Annotated in this window: 19 protein-coding genes; 14 read left to right on the top strand and 5 right to left on the bottom strand. The window is 42.2% G+C overall.

Going from position 1 to position 18,530, the window contains the following annotated elements; genetic code table 11:
- Positions 1 to 51: 51 nt before the first annotated feature.
- The 7 genes from DFO73_RS23065 (at position 52) to DFO73_RS23035 (ending at position 5,805) form a co-directional block, all read left to right on the top strand.
- Positions 52 to 546, top strand: coding sequence for a TRAP transporter small permease (locus tag DFO73_RS23065; RefSeq protein WP_110067047.1), 495 nt, complete (start codon positions 52 to 54; stop codon positions 544 to 546).
- Positions 543 to 1,817, top strand: a complete 1,275-nt coding sequence (locus tag DFO73_RS23060; protein ID WP_110067046.1) for a TRAP transporter large permease — start codon at positions 543 to 545, stop codon at positions 1,815 to 1,817. Before DFO73_RS23065 ends, DFO73_RS23060 begins: the two co-directional genes overlap by 4 nt.
- Before the next feature lie 11 nt (positions 1,818 to 1,828).
- On the top strand, positions 1,829 to 2,848 hold the full coding sequence (locus tag DFO73_RS23055; protein ID WP_110067045.1) for a zinc-binding alcohol dehydrogenase family protein: 1,020 nt from the start codon (positions 1,829 to 1,831) through the stop codon (positions 2,846 to 2,848).
- An 11-nt stretch (positions 2,849 to 2,859) separates the two neighbouring features.
- Positions 2,860 to 3,495, top strand: a complete 636-nt coding sequence (locus DFO73_RS23050; RefSeq protein WP_110067044.1) for a bifunctional 2-keto-4-hydroxyglutarate aldolase/2-keto-3-deoxy-6-phosphogluconate aldolase — start codon at positions 2,860 to 2,862, stop codon at positions 3,493 to 3,495.
- Positions 3,492 to 4,565, top strand: a complete 1,074-nt coding sequence (gene uxuA, locus DFO73_RS23045; protein ID WP_110067043.1) for a mannonate dehydratase — start codon at positions 3,492 to 3,494, stop codon at positions 4,563 to 4,565. The genes DFO73_RS23050 and uxuA overlap by 4 nt, the downstream gene beginning before the upstream one ends.
- Positions 4,565 to 5,401, top strand: a complete 837-nt coding sequence (locus DFO73_RS23040; protein ID WP_110067042.1) for an SDR family oxidoreductase — start codon at positions 4,565 to 4,567, stop codon at positions 5,399 to 5,401. The genes uxuA and DFO73_RS23040 overlap by 1 nt, the downstream gene beginning before the upstream one ends.
- Before the next feature lie 74 nt (positions 5,402 to 5,475).
- Positions 5,476 to 5,805, top strand: a complete 330-nt coding sequence (locus DFO73_RS23035; protein ID WP_258309709.1) for an orotidine 5'-phosphate decarboxylase / HUMPS family protein — start codon at positions 5,476 to 5,478, stop codon at positions 5,803 to 5,805.
- A gap of 127 nt (positions 5,806 to 5,932) precedes the next feature.
- Here DFO73_RS23035 and DFO73_RS23030 read toward each other — a convergent pair whose 3' ends face one another.
- Positions 5,933 to 6,163 (bottom strand): hypothetical protein, encoded by a 231-nt coding sequence (locus tag DFO73_RS23030; protein WP_110067041.1) that lies wholly within the window; start codon positions 6,161 to 6,163, stop codon positions 5,933 to 5,935.
- 164 nt (positions 6,164 to 6,327) lie between these two features.
- Between DFO73_RS23030 and DFO73_RS23025 the strand changes: the two genes are divergently transcribed.
- Both DFO73_RS23025 and DFO73_RS23020 read left to right on the top strand, forming a co-directional pair.
- Positions 6,328 to 7,251, top strand: a complete 924-nt coding sequence (locus DFO73_RS23025) for a DMT family transporter (protein WP_258309708.1) — start codon at positions 6,328 to 6,330, stop codon at positions 7,249 to 7,251.
- Positions 7,252 to 7,374: 123 nt separating this feature from the next.
- Positions 7,375 to 8,052, top strand: a complete 678-nt coding sequence (locus DFO73_RS23020; protein WP_110067039.1) for a DUF421 domain-containing protein — start codon at positions 7,375 to 7,377, stop codon at positions 8,050 to 8,052.
- Positions 8,053 to 8,083: 31 nt separating this feature from the next.
- Here DFO73_RS23020 and DFO73_RS23015 read toward each other — a convergent pair whose 3' ends face one another.
- A complete protein-coding gene (locus DFO73_RS23015) occupies positions 8,084 to 9,046 on the bottom strand; it encodes a D-2-hydroxyacid dehydrogenase (protein ID WP_110067038.1) in 963 nt (320 codons plus the stop codon).
- Positions 9,047 to 9,208: 162 nt separating this feature from the next.
- Here DFO73_RS23015 and dcuS point away from each other — a divergent pair, with 162 nt between their 5' ends.
- The 5 genes from dcuS (at position 9,209) to DFO73_RS22990 (ending at position 15,286) form a co-directional block, all read left to right on the top strand.
- Positions 9,209 to 10,810, top strand: coding sequence for a DcuS/MalK family sensor histidine kinase (dcuS, locus tag DFO73_RS23010; protein WP_110067037.1), 1,602 nt, complete (start codon positions 9,209 to 9,211; stop codon positions 10,808 to 10,810).
- Entirely contained in the window at positions 10,803 to 11,522 is a 720-nt protein-coding gene (locus DFO73_RS23005; RefSeq protein WP_110067036.1) for a response regulator, read from the top strand. The genes dcuS and DFO73_RS23005 overlap by 8 nt, the downstream gene beginning before the upstream one ends.
- Positions 11,523 to 11,739: 217 nt before the next feature.
- Positions 11,740 to 12,930, top strand: a complete 1,191-nt coding sequence (locus tag DFO73_RS23000; RefSeq protein ID WP_110067035.1) for an NAD(P)-dependent malic enzyme — start codon at positions 11,740 to 11,742, stop codon at positions 12,928 to 12,930.
- Between the two features lie 40 nt (positions 12,931 to 12,970).
- Positions 12,971 to 14,299: a 2-hydroxycarboxylate transporter family protein gene (locus tag DFO73_RS22995; protein WP_219993448.1), complete on the top strand. Its 1,329-nt coding sequence runs from the start codon at positions 12,971 to 12,973 to the stop codon at positions 14,297 to 14,299.
- An 84-nt stretch (positions 14,300 to 14,383) separates the two neighbouring features.
- Positions 14,384 to 15,286, top strand: coding sequence for an AEC family transporter (locus DFO73_RS22990; protein WP_110067034.1), 903 nt, complete (start codon positions 14,384 to 14,386; stop codon positions 15,284 to 15,286).
- A 67-nt stretch (positions 15,287 to 15,353) separates the two neighbouring features.
- Here the strand turns inward: DFO73_RS22990 and DFO73_RS22985 are convergent, their stop codons facing one another.
- The 3 genes from DFO73_RS22985 to DFO73_RS29685 form a co-directional block, all read right to left on the bottom strand.
- The gene (locus DFO73_RS22985) at positions 15,354 to 15,698 is read right to left on the bottom strand and encodes a hypothetical protein (protein ID WP_110067033.1); all 345 of its coding nucleotides are present in this window, start codon (positions 15,696 to 15,698) and stop codon (positions 15,354 to 15,356) included.
- Positions 15,699 to 15,813: 115 nt separating this feature from the next.
- On the bottom strand, positions 15,814 to 16,632 hold the full coding sequence (locus tag DFO73_RS22980) for an MBL fold metallo-hydrolase (protein ID WP_181396111.1): 819 nt from the start codon (positions 16,630 to 16,632) through the stop codon (positions 15,814 to 15,816).
- A 234-nt stretch (positions 16,633 to 16,866) separates the two neighbouring features.
- Positions 16,867 to 18,339: a TerD family protein gene (locus DFO73_RS29685; protein ID WP_110067031.1), complete on the bottom strand. Its 1,473-nt coding sequence runs from the start codon at positions 18,337 to 18,339 to the stop codon at positions 16,867 to 16,869.
- Between the last annotated feature and the right edge of the window lie 191 nt (positions 18,340 to 18,530).

Below are 18,530 nucleotides of genomic sequence, written 5' to 3'. Positions count from 1 at the left end.
CCGCTGAAGATTCTGCCAGCAGTGCCTTTAATTAAGGGAAGGAATGAAACGATGAAAATCCGAATTTGGCTTGACCGCTTATTAGCCTTTTTGACCGTTTTTAGTTTTTCTGGGGTTATTATTGTGGTTACCATTCAAATCATGTCTCGTTATCTTCCGTATACAGCGATCTGGACGGAAGAGCTTACACGTTATTTGTTTATATATGCCATTTGTTTTGGGGCACCGCTTGCATTATTAAGAGGCGAGTTCATAAATGTTGACATAATCCTCACCAGGATGTCACATGGCTTTCGCCGCTTTTATGAAATCGGCATCTACATACTGATTTTTGCTTTGAGCGCAGTATTAGTGAAGGAAGGGTGGTTCTTTATACAGCTGGGAAAAACTCAGACTTCCGCCACCATGCCATTCCAAATGTCGGCAATTCATGCTGCAATTTTGATTATGAGTTTGTTTTTATTGCTGTATTCAATCGTAAAAATCATTAGACTGATTCGAAATGAAGAGGATTTTAATTCACAAATGGGCGGTGGAGAACTTTGATGGCAGCCATTCTCTTTTTCTCTTTCATAATTTTAATATTCCTGGGCGTGCCAGTTGCGTTCAGTCTTGGCCTGTCTTCGCTATTTTATTTGATTTTGGCTGATATTCCGTTAAATATCATTCCCCAAAAAATGTTTGGAGGGCTAAACTCCTTCGTTTTGCTTTGTATTCCTGGATTTATTCTTGCAGGAAACTTAATGAACGCGGGGGGTATTACAGATCGCATCATTCAGTTTGCAAATAATTGCTTTGGGCATATCCGCGGGGGTCTTGGCTTAGCAAATGTAGGCTCTTCGATGGGGTTCGCAGGTATTTCAGGTACAGCATTGGCAGATACAGCCAGTATAGGAGCTATTCTCATTCCTGCGATGAAAAAAGAAGGGTACGGAGCAGGTTTCTCTGCTGCTGTAACGGCATCTTCATCAACGGTTGGCCCTATTATTCCTCCGTCTCTTCCAATGATTATCGTCGGAACACTTGCGTCGGTATCAATTGGTGACTTGTTTTTGGCTGGTGCTCTTCCAGGTTTATTACTTGGCGTTGGTTTAATGATACCCACCTATATCATTTCAGTTAAGAGAAATTATCCCAAAGGTGAAAGAAAGTCTTTAAAGGAAATATGGAAAAGCTTTACTGGGGCATTCTGGGCACTATTTATGACAGTCATTATTTTGTATGGAATTCTTGGAGGCTACTTCACACCGACTGAAGCTTCTGTCATTGCGGTATTGTATGCCTTTGTCATTGGGATTTTCGTTTATAAAGAACTTCCGATTAAAAAAATCCCGGAAATTATGCTTTCTTCCATGACAGGTACTGCTTCTATCATGCTTCTCGTAGGATTTGCCAACCTATTTGGCTGGATAATGGTAAGTGAGCAAATTCCTCAAATGGTTGCAGATACAATTCTTGGGATATCATCAAACCCAATTGTCGTTATTTTATTGATTAACTTGCTGTTATTGTTTGTTGGAACGTTCATGGAAACGATCGCTGCTCTAGTCATATTATTCCCGGTGTTATTGCCGGTAGCGGCATCTATCGGTATGGATCCGGTGCAATTTGGAGTCATGATGGTACTGAACCTTGTTATTGGCCTTGTAACTCCTCCGGTGGGTGTATGCCTATTCGTAGCATCACAAATTGGTAAAATCTCAATTGGAAAAACAGCAAAAGAATTACTGCCGTTCTTAGGTGTCAGTCTGGCTGTCTTAATGCTTGTGGCTTTTGTGCCGCAAATCTCACTGTTTCTTCCAAGTTTATTTGAATAGGGGGCAGAAAAATGAAAGCAGTTCAAATTCCAAGAGCAATGGAAATGGAAGTCATAGAGATAGAAAAACCAGCTATCAGCAGTCCGGATGAAGTTCTGGTGAAAGTTAAAAGGATGGGAATATGCGGTTCTGATATGCATATTTACCATGGTACAAATCCACTTGCCACCTATCCGAGAATTGTTGGCCATGAAGTAGCAGGTGAAGTCATTGAAGTGGGGTCAAATGTTTCAGGAATTAAGCCGGGTGACCATGTTGTAGTGGAGCCAATCCGCTATTGCCGAGAGTGCTATGCATGCCGAAAAGGACGTCCGAATGTATGTAAGTCTTTATCTGTTTTTGGTGTTCATGAAGATGGAGGCTTACGGGAATTCTTTGTCCTGCCTGAAAAACAGCTTCATGTTGTGAATTCATCTTTAGAATGGGATGAAGCCGTATTGGCTGAACCCTATACTATCGGAGCTCAGGCTGTGTGGCGCGGGGCCGTTGAAAAAGGAGATACTGTATTTATCCAGGGAAGCGGACCGATCGGCATATGCATTTTAAAAATGGCGAAGCTGCAGGGAGCAAGAGTAATTATCAGTGATTTGAAGCAAGAGCGCCTAGCATTTGCAAAGGAAAATGGAGCTGATGAAGTCATTCATGCATCGGAAGAATCAGTGGAAGATCGGATATTGGAATTAACAGATGGCGAAGGGCCCAATGTTGTCATCGATGCGGTATGTCTGCCTTCTACCGTTGAGATGGGGGTTAACCTTGTTTCGCCGGCAGGCACGGTAGTTGTGCTGGGATTTGATGAACGGCCATCTTCCATTCCGCAGCTTCCAATCACTAAAAAGGAAGTAACCATTGTCGGTTCGCGGCTTCAGACAAACCAATTTGAAAAGGTTGTTTCTTTGCTGAATGAAGGAAAGCTTCAATCAAACGGTTTTATCACCCATCAGTTCTCGATTAGTAAAGTTCAGGAAGCATTCCAATATGTAGAGAAAAATCCGGAACAAGTTCGTAAAGCAGTCATTGTTTTCGATTAAGGGGAGATTAGATGAACTTAAAAATAGATAAGCTTAACCAAATAGTGAAATCGAAAGTGGTTGCAGTTGTCCGCGGAAAAACACCTGATGAAGCGATTGATATTTCTGAAGCAGCTGTGGCTGGCGGATTTCGTGCAATCGAAGTGACTTATACTACACCTGAAGCGGAAAAAGTGTTTCAGTCTTTAAGAGGATCGGATAGTGTAATCGGTGCAGGGACAGTGCTGGATCCGGAAACAGCCCGTCATGCCATTTTAAATGGTGCCGAATTTATTGTAAGTCCGCATTTTAATAAAGATATTGCCTTGCTTTGCAATCGCTACAGCATTCCATATCTGCCTGGATGCATGACGATTACTGAAATAATGTCAGCTCTCGAATATGGCTGTGACATTGTAAAATTGTTCCCGGCAAATCGTTTTGATCCGTCATTTATTGGCGCAGTCAATGGCCCCTTGCCTCATGTGCGCATCATGCCCACTGGAGGGGTAAATTCAGAAAATATTCGAGCATGGATTGAAGCTGGTGCGGTCGCAGCCGGCATTGGAAGTGATTTAAATAAGGCATACAGAGCTGGCGGTAAAGAATCTGTAAAAGTACTTTGTGAAAAATACGTCGAAGCGGTTAATGGAGGCAAGGGAATATGAATATGACCTTTCGCTGGTATGGAAGAGGTAATGATACTGTTACACTTGAACAAGTGAAACAGATTCCTGGTGTAAAAGGAATCGTATGGGCTCTTCACCGAAAACCAGTCGGGGAGATTTGGGAAAAAGACGAAATTAAGTCTGAAGTTGAGTATATAAAGTCCTCTGGATTTCATGCAGATGTGGTAGAGAGTGTTAATATACATGAATCTATCAAATTGGGAAATCATGAACGTGACTTATATATAGGTAATTATAAGGAAACGATTCGTAATCTGGGGGCATTTGGGGTTAAGGTTATTTGCTATAATTTCATGCCTATCTTTGATTGGACGCGAACCGACTTATACCGCGCACTGCCAGATGGCTCAACGGCATTATTCTATGAAAAGAATAAGGTGGAAAATCTTGATCCGCAAGAATTAATAAAAACGGTTTCAGAGGCTTCTGATCTGACTCTTCCTGGCTGGGAGCCCGAGAAAATGTCCCGGATTAAAGAGTTATTTGCAGCGTATAAGGATGTAAGTGCAGAGGACTTATGGGACAATCTGCGCTATTTCTTACAGGAAATTCTGCCAGTGGCAGAAGAAGCCGGCATCAAGATGGCTATCCATCCGGATGATCCGCCTTGGTCCATTTTTGGCTTACCGCGAATCATGACGGGAGAAGAGAGTCTGCAGAAACTCCTTTCTATTTCTGATTCTCCTACCAACGGCATTACATTTTGTACGGGTTCATTAGGAGCTAATCCGCAAAATGATATGGTTGACCTGGCAAGCAAATTTGCAGAAAGATCACCATTTGCACATATCCGAAATGTGAAGATTTTTGGAAATGGTGATTTCATTGAAACTTCTCATTTAACAGCAGATGGTTCAATCAATATTAAAGGGGTCGTCAAAGAGTTATCCGAGGTTCAATTTGAGGGTTACGTACGTCCTGACCACGGTCGGCATCTTTGGGGTGAAGACTGCAGGCCGGGATACGGATTATATGACCGGGCTCTTGGGATCATGTATCTTCACGGATTATGGGATGCCTATCAATCTAATAAACAAGGAGAATGTTAATGTTTCCAATTCATGAAAACTTAGAAGGAAAAACAGCTGTCATTACAGGGGGAAGCGGAGTATTATGCTCTGAAATGGCTCGGGAGCTTTCAAGACATAGGGTAAAAGTGGCAATCCTTAATCGAACAGCAGAAAAGGGAGCCGCTGTGTCGGAAGAAATAGAAAAAGCTGGTGGAACAGCTATTGCGGTTGCTGCCGATGTTCTTGATCGCAAATCTTTGGAAAAGGCAAGGGAAGAAGTGATTAAGAATTTCGGACATGTTGATATTTTAATTAATGGAGCCGGCGGAAATCATCCAGATGCTATTACCTCAGTAGAAACATATAATGGGGAATCTCAAGAAAAATCATTCTTTGACATGGATGAAAAAGGATTCTCTCAAGTATTCGCCAGTAATTTTACAGGAACATTTTTAGCTAGCCAAGTGTTTGGTAAGGAATTGTTAAAGCAAGAGTCCCCAATTATTATAAACATATCATCAATGAGTTCATACTCACCAATGACTAAAGTTCCTGCATATAGTGCAGCTAAATCAGCAATCAACAACTTTACAATGTGGATGGCTGTACACTTTGCAGAAACTGGATTGCGTGTAAATGCAATTGCACCAGGTTTCTTTTTAACTACACAGAACCGCAATTTACTATTAAATGAAGAAGGTTCATATACGGCCAGATCCGAAAAGATTATAGCCCATACACCTATGAAAAGATTTGGACAGCCAAAAGATTTGCTTGGTGTGTTACTGTGGCTGGCTGACGAGGAATACTCAGGGTTTGTAACAGGTGTTACTGTGCCAGTTGACGGGGGTTTTATGGCATATTCAGGAGTTTAATATTAAAAAAATCGGCCACGGGGACATCCTGTGGCTCTTTAATTCCATAAGAATTTTTCAAAAAGGAGATTGAAGTGAAAATACAGTTGGCACTTGACCGTCTTACCGAGGAGGAATGTTTCCAATTGGTAGACGAAACATACGAGAATATCGATTGGATAGAAGTTGGAACGGGAGTTATTAAAGAATATGGAATGAATATTGTAAGGAAAATGAAAATTGCTTATCCTGTAAAAACGATCGTTGCTGATATGAAAACATGCGATGCTGGTAAACATGAAGCAGAGCAAGCATTGAATGCAGGGGCGGACATTATTACTGTGATGGCCTTTTCAGACAATAGTACAATAATAGAGGCTTTAAAGGCTACCAAAAACCACCATAAAAAAGTTAAGATTGATTGATTTATTGGGAGTTAGAGATTCCGAAAGAGTAAAAGAAATTTATCATTTAGGTGGGGAATTATTCTGCCTCCACATTGGAAAAGATATGAAGAAGCAAGGAAATCTAGCAGATTCTACACTTTACAAACTAGGCAAATAAAATATGTACAGCGAATCCGAAAAAGCCGATTTGAAAAATATGTTCCCGATCAATTTTAAAAAAAACAAGGATTAAGGGACCCACCAGCAAAACAGTTACGGTCCAAAACTGCCAGGTGCCAAGGTGCGAGTACAGATTCCAATACTCCATTGACTGAGATGCGAGTTCCTCTTGCAATGATACGAGCTTCTGAAAAAATTTCTCCTGCTTGGGTGTCAATAAGATCCCTCCCTGCCAATCGCTGATGGTTATTTTATCCTTCCGGATATTTTTTCATGCAGACTAACATAATCTCTATGGAGCTTTAAAAGGCCAAAGTTTAATCGAATTGTGATAAAATGGAAGGCATTATAAAAGTTGATTTTTGGAAAGAAGGATCGATTGTGAAAAACCTGCAAACTTATTTTATTCTCACTTTTATTATGGCCACATGGGGATTGAATGTTAGCATTATTAAAATTCTTGTCAGCTATTTTCCGCCAGTTACGATTACTTCCCTGCGGATACTAGCTGCGGGTCTAAGCGTATTTATCATATTGGGCGCTATGGGAAAAGTGAGAAAGCCGAGTTTCAGGGAAATGAAATTTATTGTGTTCGGAGGCCTTCTCAGCGTTGTCAGCCATCATCTCCTTTTGGCAATAGGGCTGACTCAGACAAGTGCAGTAAATGGCGGGCTTATTTTAGGTGCAGGGCCGCTTCTGACGGCGATTTTGTCTACTATCATACTGCGAAATAAGCCTACAGGTCTCCAGGTGCTTGGATTCCTGCTTGGGGGTGCTGGTGTTACGTTCATCGTACTTTCAGGAGGAAAAGGGGTCTCCAGCTTATCACAGGGTGATTTTTACGTGTTTTTATCCATACTGTCACAAGCCTTTAGCTTTATTGTTATCAGCAAGGCTTCGAAAACACTTGATCCGCGGCTGCTGACCGGCTATATGCTGATATTTGGCGGAGTGATTTTGTTTGCACTTGGGAGCTTCATGGAACCTGGCGGGCTGAAGGGCATGTCCGAAGCACCAGCATATGTGTGGGCCGCATTTGCAGCATCTGCGGTTCTGGCAACCGCTGTTGGTCATATGGTTTATAACACGGCCATCAGTAAAATCGGACCTGCAGAAGCCAGTATTTTTCTGAATCTGAACACGTTCTTCTCTTTAGCTGGCTCTGCGCTGATTCTTGGCGAAGTGATTACTGTGAACCATTTGCTGGGACTTGTCCTGATTGTCGCGGGTGTTTTATTTGGTTCAGGAGCATTGGATGAGCTGGTAATAAGGCAGAGGCGCAAACGTCATAGCCATCATATTTAAGTAAAAGCAAGGGCCATTGCCTTTGCTTTTTCTTTTTCTTTTTCAAAAAAGTGGAAGGGTGAAAAAGGCATTCAAGGCTATTAAAAGGGAATAGAGAGGCTATAGAGAGAGGAGGAAATTTTAATGTATTTATCAATTACAATTAAAATGGTAGTGGGATTAGTATCATTGTTAGCTGTAACGCGTCTTCTGGGGAAAAAAGAATTATCCCAGGTTACCCCATTTGATTTCTTATATGCTGTTGTTCTGGGAGGGATTGTAGAGGAAACGATCTATGATAATAAAGTGACACCGCTGCAAGTCGCCTATTCTGCAGTTCTTTGGGCTGGCCTCATATATATTATTGAAATCCTCGCCAAAAAGAACAATTTTTTCAGATCCATTCTAAAAGGAAGCGAATCGATCATTGTTAAGGATGGGAAGCTGAATGTGAGGGAAATGCAGAAGAACCATCTTGAAATGGAACAGCTGCGGACAATGCTGCGGCAAAGAGGTATATTTAGCATGAACGAAGTAAAATATGCCTATCTTGAGACAAATGGCGGCTTAAGTGTAATGAAGTATCGAAAGGAAGATCCTGTTACTCCTGAAATGATGGGGATGGATACTGAAGACATAGACCCTTCCATTTTATTGATTGATGAAGGAGAAGTTGTGGACTCTGGCCTAAGGCTCGCTGGAAAAGATGGCGAGTGGCTAAAGGACTCGATTAAGAAAGCAGGGTACAACGATATTAAAGATGTCTTCTGTGCAGAGTGGTCAGAGAAGGAAGGGTTTTATATAGTGACATATAAAAAATAAAAGGCCTTGCAGCATGCAAGGCTCCTGTCTGTTAATAACCTTTTCGGTAATCGACCAGGTTGATGGCTGGTCTTTCTCCTTTTACATAGTTTTTTAAATTGGGGATAAGGATATCCTCGATAACGCGCTGATTATAGAACTCTGTAGACCCGGCCGTATGAGGAGTAACGATTACATTTTCAAGCTCCCAAAGCGGGCTATCCCCGCCCAGCGGTTCTTTTTCAAAAACATCAAGGCCTGCACCGGCAATTTGGCCATTCTGCAGTGCAGCAATCAGATCTTTTTCCACGACAATTTCACCGCGTCCGATATTAATGAAAAAGGCAGTATCCTTCATTAGTGAGAATTGTTCGGCCCCGAATAATTGTCTTGTTTCTTTTGTAAGCGGCAAGGTGACGGCAACATAATCACATTGCGGAAGTACGTCGTTCAGCTGGCTGGACGTGTACATTTCATCTACATATTCTTCCGGTTTTCCGGAGTTGCGAACACCAAGAACCTTCATGCCAAAAGCTTTGGCGATCTTGGCAGTCTCTTTGCCAATGGCACCCACACCGATGATGCCGATGGTTTTATTGTGAATTTCAAGCTTCATGCCGGAATGATGCCATTTTTTTGATTGCTGATTTTTTACATATGTATGGATTTTCCGGGTCAGTGCAAGCATAAGGGCAAATATTGTTTCCGAAATCGGGTTGGCATGGACGCCGTTTGCGCTTGTGATTTGGATGCCCTTAGATTCCATTTTTGCAAGAGGCAGGGAATCGACTCCGGCACTCCAGGATTGGAACCAGCGGAGTTTTGCGTTTTCTTCCAGGATATATTCCCCAATCTCCTTTTTCCAGCCGGCAATTACTTCTGCTTCCTTTACGTAATCCAGCCAGATCTCTGGATCTTTACCTGTGAAGAGTTCCCAATCTGGGATGATTTCGTTTATTTTGTCAAGCTGTGATTGTTCAAGATCATGCGTGACAATGCAGGTTCTTTTTATCATGGTCCAGCCTCCGTTAATTATTTTTAGAAAAGTCGGTAAATATATCATAGCAAAAATGGGAGCATTTCTCGCATAATTGAAAATTTTTTTCTCCTTAACGGACAACTCATGTAAAATAAATAAATATGACTCAGATGCTGCTAAGCGCCAGAGGTGAGAAATGTGGAAAGACAACGGTTCAAGTTAAGTACGATTATTATATTTTTTGTATGCTTGGTCGTTTTTGTATCACTCATTATGACTGACTTATTGATAAGTAACTCAGTCAGTAAAAACATTCGGGATAGTCAAGAGGAGAAAGCTAAAATTGTTTCCCGAACGGTAGCTAAATCAACTATTGTACATGCTGGTCTCCAAAATGAGGAGGCTGCTTACGAAATTCAGGAATATGCAAGGGAGATACAAGAAGCAACTGATGTGATGTTCATTGTTGTGATGGATATGAAAGGCATTCGAAAGTCACATCCAAATCCAGATTTGATTGGAGAAAGCTTTGTTGGAGGCGATGAAAAGGTGGTTCTTGAAGGCAGAGAGTACATATCGACTTCCAAAGGTACCCTTGGTGAATCACTTAGAGCTTTCACACCTATATATAATACCGAAAATGAGCAAATTGGAGCTGTTGCTGTTGGAATCTCTCTCGAAAATGTCCAGAATGCTTTGGAAAGAAGTCATGAAAATATCATATTGGGCTCCTTAATGGGGATACTGGCAGGAGTGGCAGGCGCCATTTTACTTGCAAAATATATAAAACGGATTTTATTGGGACTGGAGCCATCAGCGATTGCAAAAATTTTGGTGGAACGAAGTACGATGCTTCAATCCGTGCACGAAGGAATTATTGCTGTTGATCAGGACTCTAAAATTACATTGGTTAATAAATCTGCTTTAAGAATCTTTAAGAATGCCAATCTGCCGGGCAATCCTGTGGGCATGAAAATTTATGACTATATGCCATCAACCAAACTGGATAGGGTCCTTAAGACGGGCCAGGCAGAGCTTGACGAGGAATTAACTATTAATGGAGTATCCATACTTGTTAACCGTGTACCTTTATTGGTCAATGATCAAGTAGTTGGTGCTATTTCAACTTTTAGGGATAAAACAGAAGTGAACAGGCTTGCCGAGCAGCTGACAGGAGTTCGGACATATGCAGAATCTCTGCGTGCACAGTCCCATGAATTCATAAATAAAATGCATGTTATTTTGGGAATGGTCAGGATGGGCTATCATGAAGAACTAGCAGGTTTTATCAGCAAATTGGTTGACCATCGGAGTCAGGAAGCAGGAATCATCACACGTAATATAAAGGAACCGGCTCTGGCAGGATTTCTAATGGGGAAACTAAGCTACGCCAGGGAAGAGAATGTAGAGTTGAATATTATAAACGAAACGGTTATTCCTGAACCAGATAAAGATGAGACGACTCATGAACTGATTACTATTATAGGGAATTTAATTGACAATGCAGTAGAAGCGCTTGGCGAATGTGATGATAGAACGATTAATTTGCATTTAAAGTATCTGCATCAGCAGCTTTTTATAAAATTAACGGATTCAGGTCCAGGCATCCCAGACGACATTCTTGATGAAATCTTTAAAAAAGGCTTTTCTACAAAGGGGGAAAACCGAGGCTATGGGCTGTATCTAGTGAAGCATAGTATTGAAAAGCTAGGTGGCTCAATAGAGGTTTGTTTTAATGAAGAGCAGATGGTGTTTCAGGCTGCGGTGCCCTATAGAGCAGGGGGGAAGGACGATGATTAAGGTACTGATTGTTGATGATGACCTAATGGTTGCGGAATTTAACAAGCGCTACTTGTCAGAAGTGGAAGGATTTGTCCATTCAGGAACAGTTCATAATGTGGCAGACGGGATGCGGTTTATTGAAGAAAAAAAGGTGGATCTTATTCTGCTGGATGTTTATATGCCTGGGAGGAATGGACTCGAACTCCTTAAAAAAGTAAGGGAAAAGGGAATTGAAGTTGACGTTATTGTAATCACCGCTGCTTCAGATACTGAAAAAATTCAGACTGCTCTCAGACTGGGGGCGGCAGATTACTTAATTAAACCGTTTGAGTTCGAAAGATTTCAGCAGGCACTATTAAACTATAAAGATAAATATCATTTTTTAAAAATAAAACAAAGTATTAACCAGGTTGAATTGGACCAAAAATTCATACTAAACGATCAGAAAACTCCAGGGGAATCAGACCAGCTTCTACCTAAGGGACTGACTAAAACAACACTGCAGGGAGTTGTCAGCACGATTAGAGGATGGGGAAGGACACCGTTCACAACCGATGAGCTTGCTGAGAAGACAGATATATCACGTGTTTCAATTCGTAAATATCTGAGATTCTTAACAGAAGTCGGAGTGCTGGAGGAATCATTAACCTACGGAATTGGGAGACCTGTTTCCCAATATGCTTTTAAAGAAACAAATAGTTATTTGCTTGATGTATATATTTCAAAATAAGGCTGTGTTAAAGTTCATTGCTTTTTTGGCAGCTTGTTGATTGGAGCGGAAATCAACAGGCAAGCTTGACAGAGCACAAATAAGAAAAAAGCGGCGGATGCCGCTTTTTTTAATTACAAAAAGATTTGTATAGTTTCAAAACATATGAAAGGGCTGTCAATTTTTTTATTATGAAGGCATAAAGAATGAAAGCGATTACCAGATAGGAGTTATTCTCATGATCGGAAAAAATCTTAAGCAAGAAGCAATTAATCTTCATCGCAAACATGGAGGTAAAATCGAAGTAGTAAGCAGAATGGATATCAGAAATGAGTCCGATTTAAGTTTGGTATATACACCTGGTGTTGCGGATGTATGCAAAGCAATTGCGGATAACCCCCGTGAGGCTGATTCACTGACATCTAGAGGAAATATGGTAGCGGTCATTACAGATGGTACGGCTGTTCTTGGATTGGGAGACATCGGACCAAAAGCGGCAATGCCTGTTATGGAAGGAAAAAGCATCTTGTTTAAAAAGTTTGCTGATATAGATGCTGTACCTCTTTGCCTTGATACGAAAGATCCCGATGAAATTGTCAATATTATTAAGGCGCTTGCCCCTACATTTGGTGGTGTGAATTTGGAAGATATCTCCGCACCGAGGTGCTTTGAGATTGAAAGCCGTCTTAGAGAAGAACTTGATATTCCGGTATTTCATGATGATCAGCATGGAACCGCCATCGTTGTGCTGGGTGCACTGATAAATGCTCTTCGTGTTGTAAACAAACAGCATCGTACCGTTGAAATCGTTATTAATGGTGCAGGAGCAGCCGGGATAGCTATAGCCAAATTGCTCATGCATGCAGGCTATAAAAATATTACTCTTGTAAGCTTGGAAGGGATCGTCTGCAAGGGGGAGAAGTGGATGAACCCAATGCAGGAAAGCATGGCAGAGGTAACCAATTTAAAAAGAGTTAAAGGGAACTTAAAAGATGCCATAAAAGGCACTGACGTATTCATTGGCGTATCGGGACCGGGAGCATTAAAAGCAGAGAATATAAAATTAATGGATCGCGACCCGATTATTTTTGCTATGGCCAATCCAATTCCGGAAATTTATCCAGAAGAAGCATTGGAGGCAGGAGCAGCGGTTGTGGGAACAGGAAGATCTGATTACCCGAACCAGGTCAATAACCTGCTTGCTTTCCCAGGGATTTTCAGAGGTGCTTTGGATTCAAAAGCCAAGGATATCACAGTGGAGATGAAGGTAGCAGCAGCTCAAGCCATAGCAGATGTGATTTCAGAAAAAGAATTGAATGCAAGTTTTATTATTCCTAATGCGCTTGATCCTAGAGTTCCGCAGGCAGTAGCTAAAGCGGTGTCAGCAATGGCCATTCAAGAAAAGAAGGGCAAAAGTTCAGTGTCTTAAGCTGAACATTTGCCGTTTTTTTAAAAAGGAGGATGATTAGATGGTACAGGCAGTGAGAAAAGAGGAAAGTGACCGCCCCGTAAAAGAGCAAAAGGTAGTTCCAGTAAACTCTTTGATGGATTATAAAATTTTCAATATACCAGTTGTATGGTTTTCCGTATTCGCAGTTATTACGTTAATGAGCATGTATACAGGCAATCTGCCAGGGGGAATGATTGGAAGTTTGCTTGTGATGATTGTTTTAGGTGAAGCTTTTGGCTGGATTGGCGACAGGCTGCCAATCGTAAAAACGTTCTTAGGCGGCGGGGCTATTGTCGCTATTTTTGGATCCGCTTACATGGTGTATAGCGGACTCCTTCCGGAAGATATAACAGCCTCGGTCACCAGTTTTATGAAAGACGGGGGATTCCTTGATTTTTATATTGCTGCGTTGATAACAGGCAGTATATTAGGAATGAATTCAAAAATCCTTGTAAAAGTCGGTCTTCGTTATTTCCTTCCTATTATGGGAGCTGTTATTGGAGCTGTTGCTATTACTGGGGCTGTAGGCTTGATGGTAGGGTTCACTCTTCAGGATGCAGTACTGGTTATTGCGATGCCCATAATGGGCGGAGGCATGGGTGCAGGAGCTGTACCTATGAGCCAGATCTATTCCGAACTTCTTGGGAATGAACCAAGCTATTATATTTCCATGCTAGTTCCAGCTCTTGCGCTAGGAAATGTTTTTGCTATTGTATTTGCAAGTATACTGGACAGGATAGGGAAAAGGTTCCCATCCTTGACCGGTAATGGCCAATTAATTCAGGGCTTTAAATATGAGAAAACGGAATCAAAATATAATATTGGAAAAATGGGTGCAGGCCTATTAGCAGGACTAACCTTTTTCACACTTGGAACTCTGCTGGGCGATTTTCTTCCGCTCCATCCTTATGCCATTATGATTATTTTGGTAGCTGCCGCAAAAATTGCTAATCTAATTCCGAAAAGTGTTGTAGATGGTGCAAGCCAATGGTATCAGTTTGTAGCTAGCAACTGGACGTTCGCTCTTTTATTCGGAATCGGGGTCGCTTACACAGATTTGAATACAGTACTGCAAGCATTATCCCTTCAGTATATTCTTACTGTTTTTGCGGTAGTGCTGGGTGCTATTCTAGGTGCTGGTTTATTGGGTAAATTAGTAGGCTTCTATCCAATTGAGGCAGCAATCACAGCAGGCCTTTGTATGGCAAACATGGGCGGAACAGGAGATGTTGCAGTTCTTTCAGCATCAAAAAGAATGGAATTAATGCCTTTCGCGCAAATTTCATCCAGGCTTGGCGGAGCATTAATATTGCTATTGTCCGGATTGCTGATCCCTTTGTTTTTATAAAATGATGTATACTATTAAGTAAGCATTGGGGAAACCCGATGCTTTCTTCTGTGAAAAGAAAAAATGAAACGTTGGTGAACCTATATGGAGTTTGTTTTGGCAGTCATCCCAGCCTTCCTAATAATAACGGTTGGATATATCGGCCAAAAAATCGTTGGATTCGAACGGAAATCGGTTTCCTCCACAGCCCTCTATTTAATGTATCCGTTCCTTGCATTCCGGACCTTTTATGAAAACAAACTGACAGTAGAGTATTTTTATATTCTAATATTTTGTGTGCTTCTTTGTCTGACGATGATAGTGGTTGTCAAAACTGGGGGCAAAATGATGAAGGCCAGCAGGAAGAAATTATCCGCTATGATATTATCAGCGGTTTTTATGAATAGTGGTAATTATGGCACCCCAATTATCTTATTTGCATTTGGAACTGCCGGATTTGATTATGCTATTATCATGATGGTTATTCAATCCTTTTTAATGAATACGGTAGGAATTTATTATGCAGCCATAGGGAGCAGTGATGAATATAACCTCAAGGAATCACTGCTATCCATTGCAAAGATGCCAATTATTTATGGAGCTATGGCGGGGGTACTGTTTCAGTTAGCAGCCGTTCCTGTTCCTGGGTTTCTTATGCAGCCGGTTAGCCTGATTGCGGATGCAACAATTCCAACTATTATGATCGTTCTTGGTATGCAGTTGGCTACGATTAAAAGAAAAGAGGTTAAGCGGGCTAATTTATATCTCATTGTTGTTATGAAGATGCTAATTGCCCCCGCTGTTGCTGTTGGGCTGATCATGCTGCTGCCCATCGATGGGATGCTGGCTAAGATTCTGATTATACTCGCAGCTATGCCCACTGCTGCTAATACTACGATGTTTTCATTGCAATTTAATACAGAGCCAGATCTCGTATCATACAGCACACTTGTTACTACACTATTAAGTATTGTAACGATTCCTTTGCTGCTGGCGATTTTATCATGAAAAAAGGAAGGCTTTGAGGGAGCCTTCCTTTTTTATATAATTTTAAAGCCTAGATGGTAGTTAAAATTTAAGGCTGGAAGCCTATTAATTTAGCCTTTTTATCGACACCGAGTGTTTTATCATCCGGAAAAGTGATGACAGAGCTGATATAGTCCCAGCGGATGAGGAAGTGGGTCACACAATCTTCCTCTTTCTGCTCTTCCTCAGGGATGTCTGTACCGTCTTCTTCCTGGATTTTTGTGCGTTTGAAGCAAGGATTTTCGACCCAGATTCCCATACTTTCCGTTTTGATCAATTTGACGAGGTACCATTCATCCGGCTGGTAAATGCCGGTTGTGGGGCCTACCAGGTCATTCGGAAAGTTTTTGAATTTTATTTGGATTTTCTGGTCTTTAAAGTTTTCCAGATGCATACTCTAACCTCCTGAACTATTAAAATATCTGTTTCTATACTCTTCCTTTTTTTGATGCTTTTAAACATCACAAAAAAAAGCAAGGTCCACTCTTCAAAGTGAACCTTGCTTGCTTTTAGCGTTCGCCGTCAACATATTTTCCGTGGTCCGGGATAGCGATTTCGTCAAATTCATTGACCAGCTTGGCGAGGCTTTCTCTTAATGTACCTGCAGCCATTGGGACTCCATGTCCTGTAATTGCAACAGTCGGCTGCAGCGCCTCAAGTTTTTGGACAGAGGTGCGGGCTGCTTCCCAATCTGTTGTTAAATAGCGTGGCGGGCCGCTGATTTCCTGCTCCTGTGTCAGCACGCTGTAAAGTGATTCCTGTTTCACGGTTACAAAAGCGTCGCCTGCAATTAAGACGCGGTCAGCTTCTCTGAACAATGAAACATGTCCAGGTGTATGGCCCGGTGTGTGGATCCATTTCCATCCCGCCATATGCGGAACGCTTTCATCCTCAGGCAGTGACTGAACATGGGTACCCAGATCAATGCCTTCGTGCGGGAAGGCCGGGGACATTTTGGCAACCAATCCGCCTTCTACACTGGCATCCGGTTTAGGATAATCTTGTTTTCCTGTTAAAAATGGCAGCTCCAGCGGATGGGCGTATACAGGAACCTGCCAGCGCTCGACCAAATCGATAATGGCGCCAACATGGTCAAAATGGCCGTGCGTTAATATAATAGCCCGCGGTTTTGCATTCTCGCCGTAAAGCTCCTCGGCAGCTTCTATTATTTTGTCAGCTGACTTTGGCATGCCTGCGTCGACAAGTACCCAATCACCAGGCTCTTCGGATACCCGTACAAAACAAATATTTACAATCTGCACTGTCAGGCAGTACACACCATCTGCCTCATTAACAATCATTCCGCTCGTGGAGGAAGTCATAGGCATATAACGTTCGGTTGATGAGCTTTCTTTCAAGGATATTACCTCCCTTAATAGCTTTAAGTATGGGCGAAGAAGGGTGATCGCATGTTTTGGCTTGGGCTGGTAAAGGCGCTTTTCGCTTTATCTTTTTGAGTATACCCGCATAAGGACTTTGTATGCGGCATATCTCGGAGGAAGAGGGAATAATTTCAAAAAAAGCTCTGCCGATGTCCGGCAGAGCTGTCGTTAGGTCAAATATTAAGATAAGAATTCGTGTGGATTTAAGCCGAGTTCCATGCAGATTTCCGTGACAGCTTGTTTTTCATTTTGATCAAATTGGCCATCCGCGTAGCCGATCGCGATGCAATAACGGGCTACAAGGCGGGCAATTTCTGGCTTGTTTCTAACCCGGCCAACAGCTTTAAAGGCTTCTGCCCTGCCGATAATCGGATCCATTTCAATTCGCTGTACAAACATATTGAATTGCTGAATGACTTTTTGTGTATCAAATACTTTTAATTCCTGGCTGCTATTAACAAATTCAATCATTTTTTCACGTTCAGAAGGATCAAGTCTGCCATCAGCCATGCCAACAAGTGCGCATGAGGCGACAACGGCATCCATGACATCCTGGCTCTTGAAGCGTGTAAACAATTCCTGTGCTCTGCGTTTCTGGTCATTGGCCCATTGGACATAGTCTGTTTGATTGGGAGACCAGGAATTTCCGCAGGCATTGCAGGTAAGTTTGAGCTGGTTTTTTCCTATAAAGCCGCCAAGAAGGCCGACAGGTCCGAGAATAAGTCCGCCGATAGCCGCTTTTCCGAGTCCGAACCCTTTTTGTCCCGTTCGAATGTTAGTAGATCCGCAGCGGGTGCAGGCAATGTTTCCATCTGTATAGGGTTGGGCTTGCACTGGCTGCCCGAATCTGGTTTGGCTGCCGAATGATGATGGCTGGGCTGCAGGGCTATTATAGTCTGTTTGATTATAAGAAGGCTGGCTATAGGCAGGCTGATTGAATCCTGTCTGTGCAGGCTGGCTGTACGATGGACTTGGCTGGCTCTGAGGAGAGTTATATCCCTGGGAAGGCTGTCCAAAGTTGCTCGTCTGCTGGTATTGGTTTTGGCTGTATGCAGGCTGCGGGCTTGGCGCAGGCTCATCGTCAACGGAAACGCCAAAGTTACCGCAAAGAGCAGCCAATCCGCCCTGGAATCCGCTTGCGATTGCATTGAATTTCCACTCGCCATTATGGCGGTACAGCTCTGCGGCCACGATGGCTGTTTCAACGGTAAAATCACGGCCAAGATCGAAGCGCAGAAGTTCTTCATTTGTAAGAGCATTAAAAATTCTTACATAAGCATTTGATACTTGTCCAAAGCTTTGGCCTTTTGCCTGGGCATCATGGATGGTAATGGTAAAAGCAATGCGGTGAATATGCTGCGGCACCTTATTTAATTCAATCCTGATTTGTTCATCATCCCCGGCCCCAGCCCCAGTCCGGTTATCGCTGCTGTATAGGATCGACCCATTCCCGCCTGAAGGATTATTATAGAATACAAAGTCACTATCACTTTGGACTTTTCCGGTCGCATCTGTTAAAAATGCTGAAGCATCCAGGTCATATTGGGCTTGGTTGTGGCTGACATCCCAGCCCAACCCTGCCGCAACAACCTGCAAACCGGGATTAGTCTTTGTTAAATCCACTTTTTGTCCCTTGCTTAATCGAACTCCCACAGATTTCACTCCTTCTTGATAATTGGCAAATATGTATAGTTATAGTGTTATACGTCTTAAGCAGTTAGAAGTTTCATAGTTTTCATTATAAGGGAATTGTGCGGCGAAGTGAAACTTGCGGGGCTTTATGCCGGCTGAAAAAATGATTTTGGGGTGGAGACATAGAATAATACTAGAAATAGAAAGGCAGT

This window comes from Cytobacillus oceanisediminis (assembly GCF_003182355.1).
GTDB lineage: Bacteria > Bacillota > Bacilli > Bacillales > Cytobacillaceae > Cytobacillus > Cytobacillus oceanisediminis_A.
Note: the sequence above shows the minus strand (reverse complement) of the source record. Positions and strands in the feature narration are given on the sequence as shown.